Source organism: Pseudonocardia sp. ZF1, assembly GCF_056835605.1.
In genome coordinates this window covers 708,592-728,510 of sequence record NZ_JAJNBY010000001.1, presented here as the reverse complement: position 1 = coordinate 728,510, position 19,919 = coordinate 708,592, and the positions used below count along the sequence as shown (strand labels likewise).

General features: G+C 67.5%; 18 protein-coding genes. 10 read left to right on the top strand and 8 right to left on the bottom strand.

Annotated elements, in window-relative coordinates:
• Window positions 1-169 precede the first annotated feature (169 nt).
• The gene (locus ZF1_RS03680; protein ID WP_482636459.1) at window positions 170-595 is read left to right on the top strand and encodes a hypothetical protein; all 426 of its coding nucleotides are present in this window, start codon (window positions 170-172) and stop codon (window positions 593-595) included.
• Window positions 596-1,820: 1,225 nt separating this feature from the next.
• Complete coding sequence (locus ZF1_RS03675) at window positions 1,821-2,942, top strand: NsdA family TPR-like regulatory protein (protein ID WP_482638670.1); 1,122 nt, start codon at window positions 1,821-1,823, stop codon at window positions 2,940-2,942.
• Here the strand turns inward: ZF1_RS03675 and ZF1_RS03670 are convergent, their stop codons facing one another.
• The 4 genes from ZF1_RS03670 to ZF1_RS03655 form a co-directional block, all read right to left on the bottom strand.
• Complete coding sequence (locus tag ZF1_RS03670; protein ID WP_476654817.1) at window positions 2,943-3,740, bottom strand: transposase family protein; 798 nt, start codon at window positions 3,738-3,740, stop codon at window positions 2,943-2,945. It abuts the gene before it with no gap.
• A 670-nt stretch (window positions 3,741-4,410) separates the two neighbouring features.
• Window positions 4,411-4,932 carry a YbaK/EbsC family protein gene (locus tag ZF1_RS03665; protein ID WP_482638669.1) on the bottom strand — a complete coding sequence of 174 codons (522 nt, stop codon included), beginning with the start codon at window positions 4,930-4,932 and terminating at the stop codon, window positions 4,411-4,413.
• The gene (locus ZF1_RS03660) at window positions 4,925-7,492 is read right to left on the bottom strand and encodes a tetratricopeptide repeat protein (RefSeq protein WP_482636458.1); all 2,568 of its coding nucleotides are present in this window, start codon (window positions 7,490-7,492) and stop codon (window positions 4,925-4,927) included. Before ZF1_RS03660 ends, ZF1_RS03665 begins: the two co-directional genes overlap by 8 nt.
• Window positions 7,493-7,496: 4 nt before the next feature.
• A complete protein-coding gene (locus ZF1_RS03655) occupies window positions 7,497-8,096 on the bottom strand; it encodes a class I SAM-dependent methyltransferase (RefSeq protein ID WP_482638668.1) in 600 nt (199 codons plus the stop codon).
• Window positions 8,097-8,533: 437 nt separating this feature from the next.
• Here ZF1_RS03655 and ZF1_RS03650 point away from each other — a divergent pair, with 437 nt between their 5' ends.
• Both ZF1_RS03650 and ZF1_RS03645 read left to right on the top strand, forming a co-directional pair.
• Complete coding sequence (locus ZF1_RS03650; protein ID WP_482636457.1) at window positions 8,534-8,992, top strand: RipA family octameric membrane protein; 459 nt, start codon at window positions 8,534-8,536, stop codon at window positions 8,990-8,992.
• Window positions 8,989-9,279: a DUF7701 domain-containing protein gene (locus ZF1_RS03645; RefSeq protein ID WP_482636456.1), complete on the top strand. Its 291-nt coding sequence runs from the start codon at window positions 8,989-8,991 to the stop codon at window positions 9,277-9,279. The genes ZF1_RS03650 and ZF1_RS03645 overlap by 4 nt, the downstream gene beginning before the upstream one ends.
• Before the next feature lie 44 nt (window positions 9,280-9,323).
• Here ZF1_RS03645 and ZF1_RS03640 read toward each other — a convergent pair whose 3' ends face one another.
• Window positions 9,324-10,229: a phosphotransferase enzyme family protein gene (locus ZF1_RS03640; RefSeq protein ID WP_482636455.1), complete on the bottom strand. Its 906-nt coding sequence runs from the start codon at window positions 10,227-10,229 to the stop codon at window positions 9,324-9,326.
• Between the two features lie 473 nt (window positions 10,230-10,702).
• Complete coding sequence (locus ZF1_RS03635; protein WP_482638667.1) at window positions 10,703-11,692, bottom strand: aldo/keto reductase; 990 nt, start codon at window positions 11,690-11,692, stop codon at window positions 10,703-10,705.
• Window positions 11,693-11,846: 154 nt separating this feature from the next.
• On the opposite strand from ZF1_RS03635, the gene ZF1_RS03630 reads away from it, so the two are divergent.
• Window positions 11,847-12,644 carry a transposase family protein gene (locus ZF1_RS03630; protein ID WP_161152599.1) on the top strand — a complete coding sequence of 266 codons (798 nt, stop codon included), beginning with the start codon at window positions 11,847-11,849 and terminating at the stop codon, window positions 12,642-12,644.
• 128 nt (window positions 12,645-12,772) lie between these two features.
• Window positions 12,773-13,351 (top strand): TetR/AcrR family transcriptional regulator, encoded by a 579-nt coding sequence (locus ZF1_RS03625; RefSeq protein WP_346101766.1) that lies wholly within the window; start codon window positions 12,773-12,775, stop codon window positions 13,349-13,351.
• A 120-nt stretch (window positions 13,352-13,471) separates the two neighbouring features.
• On the opposite strand, the gene ZF1_RS03620 is transcribed toward ZF1_RS03625, so the two are convergent.
• Complete coding sequence (locus ZF1_RS03620; RefSeq protein WP_482636454.1) at window positions 13,472-15,166, bottom strand: AMP-binding protein; 1,695 nt, start codon at window positions 15,164-15,166, stop codon at window positions 13,472-13,474.
• Between the two features lie 32 nt (window positions 15,167-15,198).
• Window positions 15,199-16,548, bottom strand: coding sequence for an MFS transporter (locus ZF1_RS03615; protein ID WP_482636453.1), 1,350 nt, complete (start codon window positions 16,546-16,548; stop codon window positions 15,199-15,201).
• A 324-nt stretch (window positions 16,549-16,872) separates the two neighbouring features.
• On the opposite strand from ZF1_RS03615, the gene ZF1_RS03610 reads away from it, so the two are divergent.
• The 4 genes from ZF1_RS03610 (at window position 16,873) to ZF1_RS03595 (ending at window position 19,884) form a co-directional block, all read left to right on the top strand.
• Window positions 16,873-17,721, top strand: a complete 849-nt coding sequence (locus ZF1_RS03610; RefSeq protein ID WP_208826505.1) for a helix-turn-helix transcriptional regulator — start codon at window positions 16,873-16,875, stop codon at window positions 17,719-17,721.
• A 160-nt stretch (window positions 17,722-17,881) separates the two neighbouring features.
• Window positions 17,882-18,127 carry a hypothetical protein gene (locus ZF1_RS03605; RefSeq protein WP_482636452.1) on the top strand — a complete coding sequence of 82 codons (246 nt, stop codon included), beginning with the start codon at window positions 17,882-17,884 and terminating at the stop codon, window positions 18,125-18,127.
• A 197-nt stretch (window positions 18,128-18,324) separates the two neighbouring features.
• Window positions 18,325-19,104: a hypothetical protein gene (locus ZF1_RS03600; RefSeq protein WP_482636451.1), complete on the top strand. Its 780-nt coding sequence runs from the start codon at window positions 18,325-18,327 to the stop codon at window positions 19,102-19,104.
• Window positions 19,105-19,209: 105 nt separating this feature from the next.
• Window positions 19,210-19,884 carry a class F sortase gene (locus ZF1_RS03595; RefSeq protein WP_357545837.1) on the top strand — a complete coding sequence of 225 codons (675 nt, stop codon included), beginning with the start codon at window positions 19,210-19,212 and terminating at the stop codon, window positions 19,882-19,884.
• Window positions 19,885-19,919 lie beyond the last annotated feature (35 nt).

The following is a 19,919-nucleotide window of genomic DNA, read 5'->3' as shown; positions in this document are numbered from 1 at the left end:
GTCGCCCTTTCTCCGCACGAGGCCGCCCGGTCGTAGACGAGGAGCCGGGCAAGGTGGAGCGCCCGGAACGCAGTGAGGACGAACGACCTTGACCTGCGACGAGCTACGACCACACTCATGACGAGGAGAACGACCCGCGATTGTCAGTGCTGCGTGCGACCCTCTGGTCGTGTCTGTGGTTGAGCACATGGGACGCGTCCCCACCCAGGATCTGCGAGTTTCGCCCGCGCAGTTCGCTGCCCTCTGGGCAGAGGCCGACCGACGAACCGACGCCACGAGTCCGGACAGCGACTGGTTTGCCGCCGCAGTCGTCGTCACTTGCCGCTGGCTGGCCGATGCGACAGTCACACCGAGCTGGGGTCGGGCGCATCCCGCCCGATCCCCTGCGACAGATCGCGAGCTGCGGGCGTATGCAGAGACGATCGAGGCCGAGCTCGTCGAGGCAGAGCTCCTCGCACAGCGCCGGCCAAAGCTCGCTCAACAGCGGCCTGGCTGGTGTGAGGGAATCGTGGCCACGCTGCGCTGGGCTTGGCGGGCCGAGGGCCCGCCGCCGTTCAGCGACACGGTTGCCACCCGCGGCTGCAACGGGCGCTGATCACTCGTCACCATCCGCGGCGCCCTCGTGCTGACGAGCAGTGTCGGCCTCGGCCGCGATGTCGTCGACGTGCCACTGGTTGAGCTGCGCGGCGCGATGGTCGGCCTCCTCGGCTACGTCCGCGGCCTCTCGATAACGGATCTCCGCGAGGATCTGTCCGGCCCAGTCGAGGCTGTCCGCGGTCTCCGCAGCATCGGGAACCCGCACGACGTCCTCGCTGGCCCGTGCCGACGCCTCAGCGGCCAGCTCCCGGACGTCGCGCCGTTCGGTCTCCGCCAGGAACGTCCGCGACTCGTCGAGCTCGTCGTGCTCGGCCATGCGGTCGAGGTCGTCCTCGGTGACCTCGCGGTGGCGTTCGTCTTCGGTCTGGGCGGCATCGTGCGCCGCCTTCCACTCCGCCGCGGTGACCCGGTCGGCCGGGTCGTCGTCGGCGTCGCGGGCGGAGAGCTCGGCCTTGGACAGCTCGGCCTGGACGCGAGTCTGAGCGGTGTGGGCAAGCCAGGCCGCGCGGGCGCCGTCGACCTGCTGGAGCTGCTGAGCCTGCCCGTCCAGTAGCTCGGCGAGCCTGGCGGTCTGATCGGCCTCCGCGGCGAGCTGCTGCCGACGGTTGTCGTCCGGCGCCGTCTCGGCCTCGGCGCGGGTCAGGGCGGCGTTCTGGCGGTAGTTGGCCGCGGCTTCGCGGGTTCCGGCAAGCTCGTTGGAGACGTAGCGGGGTGCGGCGGCGAGCTCGCGCTCATAGGCGCGCACGCGCATCCGGAGCTGGCCGTTGGACAGCTCCAGGTGCTCGCGGTCGATCTCCGGACGGCCGAGGGCCCGCCACGCGGCCCGGTAGGCGGCGAACTGCTCGACCTGACCGGGCTTGGGCGCGGGGCCCAGGGCCTCGTCGGGGTCGTCGTGGCCGCGGGCCTCGCGGTAGGCGGCGATGCGGCCGACTGCGCCTTCCCAGGCGGCGCGGTCGACGAGGTCGTCCGGGACCGGGCCGAACGCCGCTGTCGCCCACTGCGCCGGCTCCTCGGCCGCCTCGGCTCCCAGCTGGGCGGCGCGGTCGTCGGCGGCCCGGGCGAGCTCGGTGAGGTAGTCGCGCCATTCCGGGTTGTCGGTGTGGGGTGTCCAGTCGGCCCAGGTGTCGCCGCGGGGGTCGAATCGATAGCGGTCGCGGATGCGGGAGTAGAGGACGTTTGTCAGGTTCCTCGATCCGACAAGGCTGCCGTGCTCGACGGCGTCGGTGAGGACGCGGTGGGGGTCGTGGCCGGCCAGCTCGGCGCGGCGCAGGACGCGGGTGAGTCCGGCGACGCCGTCCTCGGCGGCGATCCGCGCCCGCTGGTCCTCGCCGAGCGTTCCATTGGCGACGAGCCGGTCGAGGGACTCGGCGGTGCGTTCGGTGGCGGCGAGCTGGGCGGCGTCGGCGAGCAGCTCGGCGGCGGTGCGGGTGCTGGTGGCCTCGTCGGCGGACTCGGTGGCGATCGCGACCGCGGAGCGGGGGGCGGCGGTGTCGCTGGCGTCGAGGATCCCGGCGAGGGTCGCGACGGGGTCGCGGTGGAGGGTGTGGCGCTCGGGGTCGCCCTGGGCGGGGTCGTCGGGTCCGGTGTGCGTGGTGACGTGGGCGGTGTTGGCCTCGCGGCCGCGGGTCATCCTGGACTTCCAGCTCGGCGGCGGACACACACGCGAGCTCCTGCTGTTCTTCTTCCGGAACCAGGTCATGCCAATCCTGAGAACCGCCGCAGCGACCGGTCCGGCCGGCCGCGACCTGTTCTCCGCGACCGCCGAGCTCGCCCAGATGCTGGGTTGGAGCGCGTATGACTCCGGCCGCCACGGCGCCGCCCAGCGCTACTTCGTGTACGCCCTCCGGCTGGCCAAGGAGGCGCAGGACCCCTTAATGGGCGCGCGACTCCTCTCGAACCTGAGCCACCAGGCAAACTACATCGGCCGCTTCGAGCAAGCCCTGCAGCTCGCCCGTGCCGGCCAGTCGATCCCGGGCCACAAGCGCTCCGGCGCTGTGGCATCGCTGCTCTTCGCCATGGAGGCCCGAGCCCTCGCCTCCCTCGGCGACGGCCCCGGCGCCGCAGCCGCGATCGCCCGAGCCGAAAGAGCCTTCCACGCACGGGACGCTGGGAACGACCCAGCATGGATCGGCTACTACGACGAGACCGAACTCGCTGGGGAAGCAGCCCACTGCTTCGGGACCCTACGACGTCCCAACGAGACAGAGCGGTTCACATCACTTGCCATCGTGCCCGGGGTCACGCCCATTCGAACTCAGGCTTTCATTGCGATGGTGGCTGCAACAGGGGCGCTCCACGCAGGACATCTCGACCATGCCATTGACATTGAGCCTTTGCCAACCTGATCATCCGTTGGCGATCATGAGGGTCTGAACTGCGGCGACGAGCTCGGCGGCCCGGGTCGGGCAGGATCTGATCTTGCGCAGAACCTTCCAGTTCTTCAGCTCGGCGTTGACCCGCTCACCCGGCCCGCGTCGGCGGGCGTGTGCGGCGTTGACCTCCCTCTGGTTGCGCGACAGGCGCCGGTAGCGCCCGGTGTCCGGGTCGATGCGCCGACGCCGCTGCGGCACGGCCACCATCGGACCGGCGCCTTGGTAGGCGGTGTCGGCGACCGCGGGGATCTCATGCGCGGTCAGCGCCTCGATGATCCCGTGGTCGCGGGCGGCTCCCATGTCGTGCCGCGCGCCAGGCAGCGGCGGGGAGATCCACACCAGCCTGCCGACCGGGTCGGCGATGACCTGCACGTTCAGCCCGTGGGCCTTGTGCTTGCCGCTGTAGTAGGGGCGGTCTCGGCCGGACGCCATGCCGACCCGGTCGATCCGCAGCAGGCTGCCGTCGACGATCACGAACGCCTTGCGTGAGGCGACCTCGATCGCCTGCTCCAGCGTCGGGGCCATCGCCGCGAGCAGGGCGAGCGCTTCGCGCACGTAGCGGTAGACCGTTGACGTGCCGATCTCGAACCCGCAGGCCAGGTCGGCATAGGTCTCGCCCTTGCGCAGATAGGCCACCACCAGCAGGGCCTGGCGGCCGGCGGAGAGCTTGCGCCAGCGTGTAGCCCGCTGGTTGCGGTGCGCGCGCAGCGCGTCGGCGAGCAGGCCGAGCGCGCGGCTGGACACGGTCATCCCGGACGGGTAAGACAACACTCTGAAGCTCCTGGTCAGGCGGATTGATCTAGGCAATCGCCCGTCTACCAGGAGCTTCACCCTTTCGAGGTCACGCCACGCCGCACGCCAGCTGACCTGCTCGTCCATCAGGTTGGCAAAGGCTCATTGCAACTACCGCGCTCACCAGCGCCCGCCATATTCAGTCTTCCCGATTCCAACGATACATGAGAGACTTCCTCAGCACTGCTAATTCAGCCCTCATAACGAATACTCGACTAGCCGACTTTGCAGCTCACGCCCAAGAAGCACTTAAGATGCCGTACTTCACGGGCTAAGCGACTCGCATCTTCGTCAAAGCCAAACCACAACAAGGATTGTGACCTCAGCCGGGTCCGAATCGATCGGCATCTAGCCGCCGTAACGCGGCAAGACACTGGAGCGAATCAAGAATCGATGAACGCCGAGACTGCCTATGCCCTAATCGCCACGAATCCACGCCTCACCGTCCAAAGGGACGGCCTCGACTGCGACCTCTGCGGAGCACGCATATCGGACTTCAGCCAGCACCGCCGCTGGCATCTGGCGCTCGCCCAACTGCTTCCTCCAGGCTGGCGACCCGACGACGGTTCAGCCTTCAGCTCGACAAGCTAGCCACCACCTGTGAGGCTTGCCCACCACACAAGCAGGCTCCCAAGAGGAGCCCATTCGACTACGTGGTCGGGCTCACGACGGCGGGACTAGGAGTCACGGCCAGAATCGCAGCTCTCCAATGAGCCTGGGACAACTCAATCGTCCGCGTAGGACTTCCAGGAGAGAAGATGACCGCTGACGCAGAAAAAGCAACCGGATCAACGACCGTCTGAATATCCTCCGGCAAACCTAGTGGGCAGGCGCAGCCAGGCACACAGCCAGTTCGATCCTCCAGAGACGTTGGCGTCGCCACCTTCACACGATCACCGAAATGAGCCTTGAGCCACTTCTGGTCGACTCTATGGCCTTCGAGCGTGACGTACATGTAAAACCTACCCGAGTGCCCCTCAAGAAAGACACTCTTCGACTCCACCCCACGAAGAGCAAACCGAGTTCGGATAACCTCAGCAGTCGCATAGTCCAAGACCGGCTCATGCTGAAGCAGTTCATACGGAATACCGCATTTCGCTAAATGCGCCAAACAGCGACGTTCAACATCACCGCCCGGCTCCGTGGAACGTGAAACAGAAGAATCAAACATCGTTGCGGGCTCCGTCCTCGCGTGCTTGGTCATTGTCTATCGCGGCCAGCAACTCTTCGGCGGCAACCCTCCGGGCGTGACCCACAACATACGTAGCCTCGGCAATCTGGACTGCCTCACGGGCAGCTTCGAGCGCGGCTCGCAACTGCCCGTCCATTTGGAGGGCTCTCCCATACGTCACAAGATAGTCGATAAGCTCGGGTCGTCGCGCCATACGATGTCGCGTCATCGCGATCGTACGCTCAAGCAACGGCACTGCCGCTCCATAGTCACTTTGAGCGGACAGAATCTTGGCCTTTGTCCAAATCATCTCGGCGACCCTTGGGTGACTGTCGTCATAGGCATGGAAGGCAATGGCTAATGCCTCATCAGCGTTTAGCGCAGCCTCCTGCAACTGTCCAAGCTCGAGCAGGATTCGCGCCAACGTGTCGAGATTCTGCGCGAGGCGAGAGCTCATCTCCCCGAAGTACATGCGCGATGTCTGCGCCGCCGTAAGGATCGCGTCTCGCGCAGCCTCCAATCTCCCGGCCTCTGCGAGCACCCAGCCATACGTATCATATAGCCGCTCTACGAGATCGGGCGTCGAAACTTCCGACTCCTCCACAATGCGTACGGCACGGCTCATTGTCGCGGCGCCTCGCTGGGCGTCGCCGCAGTCCACCAACACCCATCCGAGTGTCCGAAGCACAGGCAGATCCTCAAGCCCGCCTCCATGCTCTTCAGGTAGAGCATTCTCAAGCAATTCTCGCGCCTCGCTGAGCTGGCCAATATTTGCGAGAATTGAGGCGTATATCCCGACGCAACGCTTCCATACGGCCGCGTTCTCCTCGCGGACGCGATCCGCAAGTCCGACCGCCATCTTCGCATGAGATGCAGCACTGTTTGCGTCGAAGCGTGCGGAGATGTAGCCACTCACACGGGCCATAAGGTCAGCCGCGACCTCCATGTCTACGTCTAGAGCTCCCGCATACTGCACTGACTTCAAGACATGCGGGACAAGTTGCTCTGATAGAGGCCAGCTATCTCCGTCCATCTCATCGACGGGTGTGGTCTCAAAAAGAAGTCTTAGCGCTGTAGAGGCACCGTCTCGCTTCTCCTCCTGCGTCAACCGCGAATAGATGTCTGATTGCACGAGCCTATGCACACTTATCGCGGCACCGCTCTCGATTGAAATCAGCGACAGATCTCGCAGTTCGCCGACAGCTTCTGCCAACTCAAGCGGATCTCTTAGGGACCCACCTACTCCTGAATCTGCGAATAGCGTGCGAACAGGCAGAGTCTCGGCCGCGAAGAACGGGAGAAGTCTGTATAGCAAACCGGCGCTGGGACCAAACTCGCTCATTGATATCCCCCAAACCGTTGCGAGAGTCTTGTCGTAACCTGGCGGGTGCTGCTGCGCCATAACACGGGTTGCATCCTGCTGTAGTGCAGCCAGATAATCTGGCAATGCTAGGACGGCGCCTGTCCGTCGCAAGTATGCCGTGGCCTGAGTCAACGCAAGCGGGAGCCCCCCAAGCTCGACGGTGAGTGCTTGAGCGAGTTCAGGCTCGACTAGGGGACAACCCCCTAGGACCAACTCGGTCCCCTCCTGTACTGACAGTGGCTTGAGAGTCAGCTGATCTGCAATGTGGCCCCAATCAGGATATCGTGAGGTCAGCACTACGGTGCCTCCTCCCGACACAGGGATCACGTCTTGGACCTCCGCAGGTGAGTCGCAGTTGTCATAAACGATCCACCAGTCGTCGTTGTCTTGAAGCCAAGACAAGCACTTCTCAGCTGACGGCGGGGATGCGTCATCCAGATATCCGCGCCGCATTAGCTCCTCGCATAGTGAAGCGAGTCCGAGGTCAGCGGTGGCCCTCGACTCCGCTGACACCCACCAAGTGACAGGAAGAACCTTCTGTGCTTCAAAGTAGGCTTCTAGAGCTAGTTGAGTCTTTCCGACCCCACCCAACCCTGTAATAGCTTTTACAGACCGATCTCCTCCATTGCCTGGGGTGCTGACCTGCGTACGCAGCCAATCGAGTTCCGCGACTCGGCCGACAAAGTATTGGTTCCGATGTGCGGAGGGCCCTCGCAGACTGCGTCTAGTACTCCTAGACGCCGATGTAGCACTGCTAGGCCTGAATTCGATAGAGGAGTCGGAGTCGAACATCCTCCGTAATTCATCGTGAATTAGGCTGCGTGCGGCGTCCTCCGAGCGACCGGCCAAGTCCAGATATGCTATAGGGGCCAGCAGCCCTGAGGGTTCTACCTGATCGATCCGAAACGGGACAATACGGCGTGATTCCCCTAGGGGATCCGACGCCCAACCGGCCAGCCACTCCGCGGCTCCGAAACGGGAACTCAGATACTCAACACTCAGAACAATCACAATGAACAGCGCGTTTTCAACCGCCCGATGTATCTTTAGCGCAAAATTGTCGCCAGGCCTGAAGGTCGAAGCCTGAACCTCCACTCTGAATCCAATGCCTCTGGCCTCGGTGGCAATCCGCAGCGCCCAAATCTCATCGGCCTGCGTGTAACTGATGAACAGCAGGGGGGACTGGCCAGTGGGCACTTACCTACTCCTCGACCGTTGCAGTCCAGTCAGATAGATGACCGAGACTCGGCATCATTCGACATAGGAGCCGATCTAGCCGCCACAGTGCCGGCAATTCCGCGACTCCTCCTAAAGCACTGATTGGCCTATGCGTGATACTCCTAAATCCGACATTTGTGAGCTCAAGACGCATGTCCGATACCGATATAGTACTCGCGAGTGCATGCGTGCCTTCCCGCTCTAGGCCTCTCGTTCGATATTTCTCCTGCTCCCCCCGAAGCCCCCGTAGCCGTCGCCTAGCCGATTCCCTACCTATCGTCGATAAGTAGACTCGGCCACCAGGTTGCAGTACCCGTCTACATTCCCTCAAGAGGCTTCGCCAATCCTCTACATATGAAAATGATGTAAACGTTGCGGTTACCATTTGAAAAGAGGAGTCCACGAAAGGCAAAGGGCTGCCGATGTCGCAACACAAGAATAGCGGCTCCCCAGCTTCGCCTACCCCGGATGCAGCCTCCAACAGCGTTGGCAATGAGATGTCGACGCCGATGTACTGCCTAATCTGCCCAGACAGAAGTTCGAAAGCCAGCCCAGTTCCGCAGCCGATGTCTAGGAGATGCACCGGCTGGGACAAGAGCTCGACCTCACCTCTGAGTGTCGCTTCGACCTCCCTGTTCTCAAGCTCGCTCCAGCGAGAATCGTACAGCCGATTGTATCGAGTTGCGACGGACGCCCAATATTGGGCATTTACAGTAGCCCAGGAGTTACTCTTCACTGAAGTCCGCTCCGCACGTGCTCGCTATAATCTGGTACATCGAGGAAGAAGGAAGGTACGTGGTGGAATGAGGCACCGATGCGCGCCTCTCTAGTCGTCGTCTCGGACTCAGGTCGCGTTAGAGCGTCGCGGTGTTACATGCGAGTTAGTCGGATTGACTGATTCCCTGTAGCCAGGCAGTATCCTAAGCTCACCGGCACATCAGGACCTCGACTTGGCGCGGGCCGGTCTGGGCGCGACGACGGTAGAGGGAGTTAAGTGCATGTTGAACGCGAGGTCTTCGGTTGAGTGAGATTTGGAGCAATGCGCATCAGCTCGAGTTGTACAAGCTCGCTGTCGAGATGGCGGATCGCGTGTCTGCAAGGCGTGCGACCGCGAACTCCTTCTTTCTCACAGTTCAGACTGCATTTGTCGCAGTTCTCGGACTCGCAACCCCTGCCCTGTTTGACAGACCCTGGTGGGCCAGTCTAGCTGTTTCAGTCGCTGGCATCGCGCTTTCAGCGTCGTGGTGGCTCCAGCTGCGGAGTTATCGCGACCTAAACAACGCCAAGTTCAGCGTCATTACCTCGCTCGAGAAAGATCTACCTCGTGCGATATTCGCGGATGAGTGGACTGAGCTAAAGAAGGACAAGATCTCAAGATTTCGGCCTCGATACGCAGAACTCGGAGCCGTCGAGCGATTTGTCCCGTGGATATTCTCGATTATCTACTTAGTGCTCTTCATTGTAAGGATGACTAGGTGAGTGACTACTTGACGACCTTGGCGCTGCAGATTCGCAATAGAATTGGCCCGACAGCTAGTCCGCCCGACGACTCGGAGGACCTGTTCAGAATCTATGCCGTCTTGCTGCGATCGAAGGGCGAATCAGTCTCGTGCGAAGATGTTCACGACGCCTGGGTCGCGTGGATGTTGAGTCGAGACCCTGACCATCCGGCGATAAGACCGTACACTGAACTTGATGTGGCGACGCAACGCCAAGATGAGCCATATGCTGCAGCAATACGGGCGGTAGCGAGGATGGACGACTAGTAACATTCAATCGCGGACGAAGCGTGGCTGCTATCGCCAACCGCCTAGAAGGCACGCCAATTCGAGAGCCTTTGGCCACCCCGTAGCGTCGCCATACGCGTATGGAATTCAGTAGCTGCGTCTATCGACTCCGCTCTGTTTTGCATCACCCATGTGGTCATCTTGATCTCATGAACTCGGCGCAGGACGTCGAAGCCCGCCCACATCATGACGTCAAAGCCGTAGCGGGCCGCGAATGCATCGTATTGCTTTGAGGTCCACCATCCAGCGGTCGCATACTCGGTCGCCGTCATGGCTAGATCCCACTCGGGCTGACCGACGGCCACGCGCTCGAAGTCAATCAGAATCGGCTGCTCGCCGACGACCATCAGGTTCTGGACGTGGGCGTCTCCGTGGATGATCGTTGGCTTGAGGGGAAAGCTCAGGCCACCTACTGCGTCGCGGAGCTCCTCGGCCAGGCCTGTGAGGAACTGTCGATCCTCGTCCGGGATCGGCGCGCTCTCGATCCTCGGCAGGACGCGGCTAAGGATGTCCTCCTTGGGGAGCTCGAACGAGAACGGGATCGGCTTGCTGTGCAGGTCTCGGAGGATGCCCGCGAGCGAGACGATGTCCTCCGGGCTTCCGCGGCGGCCGTCGAGGTACTCCCAGAAGGTCACGGGATGGCCGTCAACGTCCAGCGGTTGCTCGCCCTGGCCCGGCCACAGCTGTGCAGCACGGAGGCCCTCGTCCTTCAGCCAGCGCGAGACCGCGACCTCCTTGGCCGCGGAGTCTCGGAACGCCGGTCCGCGGGCGATGCGGACGATCACCGGCGGGTTTCCAACCCTAAAGATCGCGTTCTCGCCTAGCCGGATCAGCTCCGCGCCGTCGGGCGACAGACCGACTCTCTCGCACGCCTCGCGCATGATCCGGGTGGCGGAGGCGCGGCCGAAGGTCTCGCCCTGCGTGCTCATCACGCCACAGGCTACGGCTGCCGCCTGGCGGTGGCTCGACGTGCTACCGACCGCGAGACTCCGCCTCGCTGAACGTCGAGCGCGCCGCTTCCCTGGGAGCCACCATGGGAGCGAAACGCTGATGTTGGGGAGCTACCGAGGCTCTCGCTGTTCCTGGGTTGGGGACAAACGCGCTGGTAGATGACCCAGTCCACGGATAGGTAAACGCTCCTAAAGCGTGTGCCGCAGGTTCGAATCCTGCCGGGGGCACGTAGGTCAGAGGCACAACGACGATCCTCCGACCGGAACCCGGAGCTCGACGGCACCGTCCCGGTTCAGGCGGCGCCGTTCCGTCGCGACTCCCGCGCGGGCCGATCGTCCACGCAGGAACGGAACCACGGACGACACCGATCATCACCATGCGGAGCGCGATCCCCACCACTCCCTCCGCCCGTACTCGCCGCCGGTCAGCCACGACGGGCCGGCCGCCCGGGTCAGGCCGCGGACCGCCCCGCCACCGGTCGACGCCGCAGCTGCGGGTCCAGCAGCGCCGGCGGCCGGAACTCCTGGTCCAGTGCGCTGACGTCGACCCCCGGCGGCACGATCCCGTCGATGCGGTCGAGCAGGTCGTCGCCCAGCGCGACGTCCACCCCCGCGAGCAGATCGTCGAGCTGGGCCATGGTGCGCGGCCCGAGCAGCGCGCTGGTCACCCCCGGATGGGCGACGACGAACGCCACGGCCAGGTGAGTGAGCGGCAGGCCCGCCTCCTCGGCGAGCGGGACGAGCTGCTCCACGACCTCGATGCGTCGCTCGTCGGACAGGTGCTGCAGGAGCCCCACCCGGCGCAGGTCGTTCGCCCCGCCCCGGCGGACGCGGCCGGTGAGCACCCCCTGGCCGAGCGGCCCCCAGATCAGCGTGCCCATGCCGAAGCGCTGCGCGGCCGGCAGCACCTCGCGTTCGGCACCACGGTTCAGGATCGAGTAGGCGCACTGCTCGGTGCGGAACCGGACCAGCCCGCGCCGCTCGGCGACCCACTGGGCCTCGACGATGCCCGAGGCGGGAGCCTGCGACGTCCCGACCGCCCGCACCTTCCCGCTGCGGACCAGGTCGGTCAGCGCGGAGAGGGTCTCCTCGATGTCGGTGTCGGGATCCGGGCGGTGGAGCTGGTAGAGGTCGATGTGGTCGACCCCCAACCGGCGCAGGGAGTTCTCGACGGCGGTGACGATCCAGCGGCGCGACGCCCCGCGGTGCGCCGGGTCGTCGTCGACGGCGCGGCCGAACTTGGTCGCGAGCACCACGTCGTCGCGGCGGCCCTTCAGCGCACGGCCGACCACCTCCTCCGAGTCGCCGTAGGCGTCGGCGGTGTCGACGAGGTTGATCCCGGCGTCGAGCGCCCGGTGGATGATCCGCGCGGAGTCGGCGGGGTCGGGGTTGCCGAACGACGTCGCGAACATCATCGCGCCGAGCGCGACGGGGCTGACCATGATCCCGGTCCGGCCGAGCGGGCGGTACTGAGCCTTTGCCAACCTGACGGACGGGCAGGTCAGAGCGTGTGCGGCGTGGCGTGACCTCGAAGGGGTGAAGCTCCTGGTAGACGAGCGGTTGCTGAGACCAATCCGTCCGACCAGGAGCTTCAAGGTGCTGTCCTACCCGTCCGGGATGACCGTGTCCACCCACACGCTGAAGATGGTCAGCACGCTGCTGCGTCGTCACCGCCGCGAACGCGCGACCCGCTGGCGCAGGCTCACCCCGGGCCGTCAAGCCCTGCTGGTCGTGGCGCACCTGCGCACCGGTGACACCTACGCCCAGCTGGCCTGCGGATTCAAGGTCGGGACCTCCACGGTGTACCGCTACCTGCGCGAGGCCATCGACCTGCTCGCTGCGATGGCCCCGACCCTGGAGCAAGCGATGCAGGTCGCGGCGCGCAAAGCGTTCGTGATCATCGACGGGACCCTGCTGCGCATCGACCGGGTCGGCATGGCGAGCGGCTATGACCGGGGGTTCTACTCGGGCAAGCACAAATGCCACGGGCTGAACGTGCAGGTCATCGCCGACCCGGTCGGCCGGTTGGTGTGGATCTCCCCGCCGCTGCCCGGGGCCCGTCACGACATGGGCGCAGCCCGCGAGCACGGCATCATCGACGCGCTCACCGAGTACGCGATCCCGGCCGCCGGCGACACCGCCTACCAGGGTGCCGGGCCTACGGTCGCGGTCCCGCAGCGCCGTCGGCGCCTCGACCCCGACACCGGTCGTTACCGACCCTTGTCGGTGAACCAGAAGGCGGTCAACGCCGCGCACGCCCGCCGTCGCGGGCCGGGCGAGCGGGTCAACGCCGAGCTGAAGACCTGGAAGGTCCTGCGCAAGATCCGCTCCAGCCCGAACCAGGCCGCAGCGCTCATCGCCGCAGTTCAGACCCTCATGATCGCCAACACTTGATCAGGTTGGCAAAGGCTCACTGCATGGCGGGTCTCCGGGTGTGCGGTGGAACTAAACGGAATGGCTTTCCGGATCAACGATACGGAAGGCCATTCCGGTCCACAAGGAGCGCGTGGCAGAGTGACGGGATGAGTGGGAGGACCGGGGCCAGACGTCCGCGCTCGGACGCGCAGCGCAACGTCGACGCGTTGCTCGACGCCGCACGGCGGGTCTTCGACACCTCGGGGGTGGACGCCCCCGCGAAGGAGATCACCGACCTGGCGGGCGTCGGCGTCGGCACCCTCTACCGGCACTTCCCGCAGCGGGCGGACCTGGTGAAGGCCGTGGTCGAGACCGGCATCGACGCCCTCGCCGACGCCGGCCCACAGCTGGCCTCCGAGCACCCACCGGTCGCGGCGCTGACGCACTGGCTCGACCGGTTCATCGACCTGCTCGCGACGAAGCGGGGCCTCGCCTCGGCGCTGCACTCCGGCAACCCCGCCTTCGACGGGCTGCCCGGCCACTTCACGCAGCGCCTGGGCCCCGCACTGGCCGCGCTGCTCGACGCGGCGGTCGGCGACGGCGCGATCCGGCGCGACGCCGTCTCCGCCGAGGACCTGCTGTTCGCCGTGCCGCAGCTGTGCCGGGCGGCGTCGGACGCCGACCTCGCCCGCGGACGCCGGCTGGTCGCACTGCTGGTCGAGGGCCTGCGCACCGGACGGCCCTGAGCCCGGCGGGCCGGAGACGCGAACGGCCGGCCCATCACGGCGTCGTGCCGGTGACGGGCCGACCGTCCGGTCCGAGGCGGCTCGGCGGACACCGCCCCGGAGCGTTCCCGGGGAGGGCGGTCAGCCCTTCAGCTCCGGGAAGTCCTCGTAGCGCCACTCCCCGCCCGCGGCCGCCCCGGCCTCGTCGCGCTCGCGGGCCCGCAGCTCCACCCGCCGGATCTTGCCCGAGATCGTCTTCGGCAGCTCGGAGAACTCGATCCGCCGCACCCGGAGGTAGGGCGCCAGGTGGTCCCGGGCGTGGGCGAAGATCGCGGCCGCGGTCTCCCGGGTCGGCTCGTGGCCGGGGGCGAGCGCGACGTAGGCCTTCGGCACGGCGAGCCGGACCGGGTCGGGCTGGGGCACCACGGCCGCCTCCAGCACCGCCGGGTGCTCGACGAGCACGCTCTCCAGCTCGAACGGCGAGATCTTGTAGTCGCTGGCCTTGAACACGTCGTCGGTGCGGCCGACGTAGAACAGGTAGCCGTCGGAGTCGCGGGTCGCGGTGTCACCGGTGTGGTAGAAGCCGCCCGCCATGGCGTCGGCGGTCTTCTCCGGCATGTCCAGGTACCCGACCATCAGGCTGGTGGGCCGCCGGGACAGGTCGATGCAGATCTCGCCCTCGGTCCCCGAGACCTCGCCGGTGAGCTCGTCGACCAGTACCACCGGGACACCGGGCAGCGGACGCCCCATCGACCCGGGCTTCACGACGGAGCCGGGCGTGTTGCCCACCGACGCCGTCGTCTCGGTCTGGCCGAACCCGTCGCGCAGGGTCAGGCCCCACTGCGCCCGGACCTGCTCGATGATCTCCGGGTTGAGCGGCTCGCCCGCCGCGATGACCTCGCGCAGCGAGCCGGGTCCGCCGGACAGGTCGGCCTTGATCAGCATCCGCCAGACCGTCGGCGGAGCGCAGAACGTGGTGACGCCCTTGTCCCGGATCTGGCCGAGCAGCGACGCCGCGTCGAAGCGGGTGTAGTTGTAGAGGAAGATCGTCGCCCCGGCGATCCACGGCGCGAAGAAGCAGCTCCACGCGTGCTTGGCCCAGCCCGGCGAGCTGATGTTGAGGTGCACGTCGCCCGGGGTGATGCCCAGCCAGTACATGGTGGACAGGTGCCCGACCGGGTACGACGCCTGGGTGTGCTCGACCAGCTTCGGCCGGCTGGTGGTGCCGGAGGTGAAGTACAGCAGCAGCCGGTCGTCGGCGGTGGTGCCCGGGTGCTCGACGGGCGCGTCGTCGACGTCGTGGGAGTCGGCGAGGTCCAGCCAGCCCTCGGCGGACCCGCCGACCGAGACCGCGGTGAGCCCGTCCAGCAGGCCGTCGAACTTGCCCGTGCACGACACGTCGGCGATCACGAACCGTGCGCGGCCGCGCTCCAGCCGGCCCGGCAGGTCGACGGCGCCGAGCGCGGTGGTCGTCGGCATGATCACCGCGCCGAGCTTCATCACCGCCAGCATCGACTCCCACAGCTCGACGCGGTTGCCGAGCATGACCAGCACGCTGTCCCCGCGGCCGACGCCGTGCGAGGCGAGCCAGCGGGCCACCCGGTTGGAGCGGCGGCGCAGCTCGTCGAAGGTCCAGGCACCCTCGGCACCGTCCTCCTCGACGATCCGCAGCGCGGTCCGCGACTCGCCGTCGGCGATCACGTCGAACCAGTCGTGCGCCCACTGGAACGCGCCGTCGAACTGCGGCCAGGTGAAGTCGGCGACGGCCTTCTCGTGCTCGCCGTGCAGCGCGACGAGCCGGTCACGGGCGTCGCGGTAGATGTCGTGGTTGGCCATGGGGCGGACGACCTCCGGGTCGGTGGTGCGGGTCAGACCGTCGTCGGGGCGGTCGCGGGGCGCTCGTGCTCGAGCGCGACGTTGCGGGTCTCGTGCAGCAGTGACACGCAGACCAGGGAGATCACGCCGATCAGCGAGAGCATCACGCCGATCGCGATCGAGCCGTACGCCGCGGCCAGACCGGGCGCGACCAGCGGCGGGATCGCCCCGCCGAGGACGCCGGCGAGGTTGTAGCCGAGCCCGGCGCCGGTGTAGCGGTGCCGGGCCGAGAACAGCTCGGGCAGGAAGGAGCCCGCCGGACCGTAGGCGACCGCGAAGATCACCAAGGTCCCGCAGAGGCCGACCGCGAACGCGGTGGCACTGCCGGTGTCGAGCAGCGGGAACAGCGCCAGCGCCCAGACGATCCCGGCGACGCAGGACGTCCGGATGACCGCGCGACGCCCGAACCGGTCCGACAGCATCCCGGCGGCCACGGTCGCGAGCCCGAACACGACGGCCGCGGCGATGCCGATGCCCAGCACCACCGGGCGGTCCAGAGCCGCACCCTGCGGGTTCGTGCCGTAGGCGGTCAGGTAGGCCGTGCCCATGTAGAAGAACGCGAACAGCATCGACAGCGCACCGGCCGACAGCAGGACCTCACGCGGTTGCGCCCGGACGGCCTCCAGGAACGGCAGCCGCTTCGAGCGGTCGAGCGCGGTCGCCTCCGCGGCCGCGCGCCGCCGGGCCTCGGCGAACGCGGGGGTCTCCTCGATGGAGAGCCGCACCCACAGCCCGACGCCGACGAGCAGGATCGACAGCAGGAACGGGATCCGCCAGCCGTAGGTCAGGAACGCGTCGTCGGTGTCACCCATGACCAGCCCGGTGACCAGGAAGGTGCCCGAGGACAGCGCGAACGCGATGGCCGGGCCGAGCTGGGGGAACACGCCGTACAGGCCGCGCTTCTCCTTCGGCGCGTACTCCGCGGTCAGCAGGGTCGCACCCGCCCACTCGCCGCCGACGGCGAAGCCCTGGCAGAACCGCAGGAAGACCAGGATCAGCGGGGCCGCGACGCCGATCGTCTCCGCGCCCGGGAGCAGTCCGATCAGGACGGTCGCGATGCCCATGAGCAGCAGCGTCGAGATCAGGGTCTTCTTCCGGCCGATCCGGTCGCCGTAGTGGCCGAACACGATCGCGCCGACCGGGCGGGCGAAGAACGCCACGGCGAACGTCGCGAAGGAGGCGACGGTGCCCGCGGTGGAGCCCAGGGCCGGGAAGAAGACCTTCGGGAACACCAGCGCCGCGGCCGTCCCGTAGATGAAGAAGTCGTAGAACTCGATGGTGGTGCCCGCGCAGCTGGCCGCGGCCACCCTTCTCAGGGGGACCGGTGCGGGGGTGGTGGTCATGCGTGGCTCCTCGTCGAGCGCGGCCTGGTGGGAGCACCGAGACTCGCCGCAGCTGTCCACCGCCCGCTACCAACCGAAGTCAGTGTTCGGATCCACGGAGCGGGTCCCGCGGCCCGGTCGACGTGCCTGCCGCCGTGAGGTCGCCGGTGCGACAGGCACGGCTGACCTGCTCCGGTACCCGGGCAGGTGACAGGCTGGAACCGACCGGGCCGATTGACGCGCCGGGGCGTGTCTGGCACAACAACCCCGCCGGGCATGACTCGTTGCACGTGACGAGGTGGTCCGGAGCCGGCGACGACGCCGCCAGGACGGGGAGGAGCACTCGTGCAGGACGACGACGCAGTCGCGCGGGCCCTGGACCGGGTCATGCCCCGGCGTCTGCACGAACTCAGCGCGACGACCGGCCTGCCCGTCGTCTTCGGCGGGACCACCCGGACGGTGGGCGACGAACAGCAGCTCTCGATCAACCAGCTGATCGGCACCTTCGGCGACTCACTGCGACTGCTCAGCGTCCTGACCGGACGCGGACTCGGCGGTGCCGCGATGGCCCGCCGGATCCCGTGCCGGGTGAGCGACTACGCCTCGACCCCCGGGATCACCCACGACTACGACCACGTCGTCGTCGAGCACGAGCGGCTCGCGTCGATCCTAGCGTACCCGATCGTCGTCCGCGGCTCGGTCCGCGGGGTGATGTACGGGGCGATGCGCGAGCACCGGCCGATCGGCGACGTCGCGGTCCGCAACGCCGGCATCGTGGCCGCCACCATCGCCCGGGACGCCACGACCCTGCTCGACCAGCACGCTCCCCCGGCCGTTGCGTACCCGGCCGCCGCGGACGCCGGGAGCCGGACCGACGCACTGCTGGAGCTCGCTGCGCTGATCGAGAGCACCGGTGACCCGGAGCTGCGCGAGAGGCTGCGCCGGATCCACACCGGCCTCGCCGGGGTGCGTCCGACCGCGGGCCGGACGGTCGGGGAGACACCCGCACTCTCCCCACGGGAGATCGAGGCGCTGCAGCACGTCGCGGTGGGCGCGACCAACGCCGAGATCGCCGCGCAGCTCGGGATCACGGTGGGGACGGTCAAGGCCTACCTGCACAGCGCGATGCGCAAGCTCGACACCCAGAACCGGGCGCGGGCGGTCATCGCGGCCCGCGCGGCGGGCCTGATCTGACCGCGGCACACGGCCGGGGCCGCCCGTGACCGGATCCCGGCAGCATGCCGCCACCGGTCCCCCGGGGGGACCGCCGTCGCCGGGGCCCGCCGGGTCCGTCGCCGGGCCGGGGTGAACCCCTCGCGCCCCGCGCACGAACCCAGGGGTGGAGGTGAGGCGGATGCTCCTGACCCGCGACGAGTCACGGGCCCTGGAACTGCTCGACGCGCGCGAGGTGGACGTCGACCTGCTGCGCCCGGCGGTGGCCCGGCACCTGCTCGCCCTCGGCCTCATCGACGCCGACGGGAGCGTCACCGCGGCCGGCGCGGCCGCCGTCGAGGAGGTCTACGCGAGGCGGTTCGCCGACGGCGTCGCCGAGATGAAGGCCCGCATCCGACACCAGGAGCTCGGCCGCCCCGGGGGCTGAGCTCCGCCGCACACGCTCCGCTGCCCGGGGTCCGGAACACGTCACCGGCAGTGATATCCGGGCTCCGGGACATTCTTTCCCGCATTTCTCCGAACCCCCGCGCTCCGGCCGTCGAATACAGGAGCAGAGGTCGCCGGGAATCGCCCGTCGGTCGGTGTGATCCGAGGAGAACCACCATGGCGAATTCAGTTCGACGTGTGATCGGTCTGGCCACGATCGGCCTGGTCGCCGCCGCGACGACCGCGCTGGGCGCCGGGGTCGCCTCCGCGCAGGAGACCCCTCCCCCGGTCGCGATGATCTCCAACCTGACCGGCAAGAGCACCTCGGTCGCGCTGGACAAGGGCTTCACCGACGCGCTGACCTCGCTCGACGTCACCCCCGGCCCGTTCGGGTCCGCCTCGATCACGGACGGCTCCGCGTCGTTCCCGATCACCGGTGGCAACGTGACCGTCTACAAGCCGGACGAGGTCCTGCCCTACGTGCAGGGCAGGATCGAGCACATGGGTAGCGGGCTCACCCTCACCAAGGGTGACACCGAGGTCACGCTCGACAACTTCGTGATCGACCCGGGCGACCCCGCCGTGCTGACCGGCCGGGTCCGCGCCGGCGGCCAGACCGTCGCCGAGTCGACCACCCTGTTCGATCTCAACGGCTCGACCCTGAAGCCCATCACGATCGACCAGTCGGCGGGCACCGCGACGCTGACCGGCACGACCGTCACCCTGAACGCCGGGGCCGCCGAGGCCCTGAACGGCGCCTTCAAGACCGACGCCCTCAAGGGCGGCACCACCATCGGCATCGCGACGATCGTCGTCAACACGACGAGCGGGACCATGCCGATGCCGCAGGGTGGCGTCGAGACCGGTGGTGGCAGCACCTCCGGCACCGACACAGCCCTGGTCGTGACCGGTGTCGCGTTGCTCGCCGGCTCCGCGCTGGTGCTCGTCGTCCGCCGTCGCGGCGTTCGGGGGCACTGATCCACTCCGGGTGTGCCGTCCGCACAGGCGGGCGGCACACCCGGCTCCGGTCGAGGTGGACCACCACGACCGGTTCCCCGATCGGTACCAGGACCGGAGCACCCGATGACCGCACCACCCCCGTCCCGCGTCCGGCGGCTGCTCGCTCCGCTGGGCGCGCTGCTGCTGGCCGTCGCGGGTGTGGTCGTTCTGGTGTCGGCGCTGACCGCGGGCGGTCCTCCGGAGCCGGTGGCCGCGGCCGCCGGCCCGGTGGGACCGGCCGTGGTGGGCACCGCGCCCGCGGGGGCCCGGCCGGTGGGCGAGGTGCTCCCGCCCTCCCCGCCCCGGTCGATCTCGATCCCGTCGATCGGGGTCGAGTCGGTCGTCGACCAGTCCGGTCTCGCTCCGGACGGCACCCTCGAGGTCCCGGCCCCGGGCCCCGGCTACGACCGGGCGTCCTGGTACCGCGGGTCGTCGGCACCGGGCTTCCGCGGCCCGTCGGTCATCCTCGGCCACGTCGACTCGGCCGCCGAGGGACCGTCGGTGTTCTACGACCTCGGCCGGATGCGTCCGGGCGAGGACATCACCGTGACACGGGCCGACGGGATCGCCGCGACGTTCCGCGTCGACGAGGTCCGCTCCTTTCCCAAGAATGCGTTTCCGACCGAATCCGTCTACGGCGACGTCGACCGCGCGGAACTGCGCCTGATCACCTGTGGCGGATCCTTCGACTCGAGCGCTCGGAGTTATCGGGACAACACCGTGGTGTTCGCCCATCTCGTCGGCAGCAGCCGCGGCTGATCACGACGGTCGGTCCGCGGACGGCGCCTTGACGT

Excerpts from the sequence above, each read along its gene's own strand:
- ZF1_RS03665 (WP_482638669.1), bottom strand. The coding sequence starts at position 4,932 with ATGTTTGATTCTTCTGTTTCACGTTCCACGGAGCCGGGCGGTGATGTT.
- ZF1_RS03640 (WP_482636455.1), bottom strand. The coding sequence starts at position 10,229 with ATGAGCACGCAGGGCGAGACCTTCGGCCGCGCCTCCGCCACCCGGATC.
- ZF1_RS03635 (WP_482638667.1), bottom strand. The coding sequence starts at position 11,692 with ATGGTCAGCCCCGTCGCGCTCGGCGCGATGATGTTCGCGACGTCGTTC.
- ZF1_RS03625 (WP_346101766.1), top strand. The coding sequence starts at position 12,773 with ATGAGTGGGAGGACCGGGGCCAGACGTCCGCGCTCGGACGCGCAGCGC.
- ZF1_RS03620 (WP_482636454.1), bottom strand. The coding sequence starts at position 15,166 with ATGGCCAACCACGACATCTACCGCGACGCCCGTGACCGGCTCGTCGCG.
- ZF1_RS03615 (WP_482636453.1), bottom strand. The coding sequence starts at position 16,548 with ATGACCACCACCCCCGCACCGGTCCCCCTGAGAAGGGTGGCCGCGGCC.
- ZF1_RS03605 (WP_482636452.1), top strand. The coding sequence starts at position 17,882 with ATGCTCCTGACCCGCGACGAGTCACGGGCCCTGGAACTGCTCGACGCG.
- ZF1_RS03595 (WP_357545837.1), top strand. The coding sequence starts at position 19,210 with ATGACCGCACCACCCCCGTCCCGCGTCCGGCGGCTGCTCGCTCCGCTG.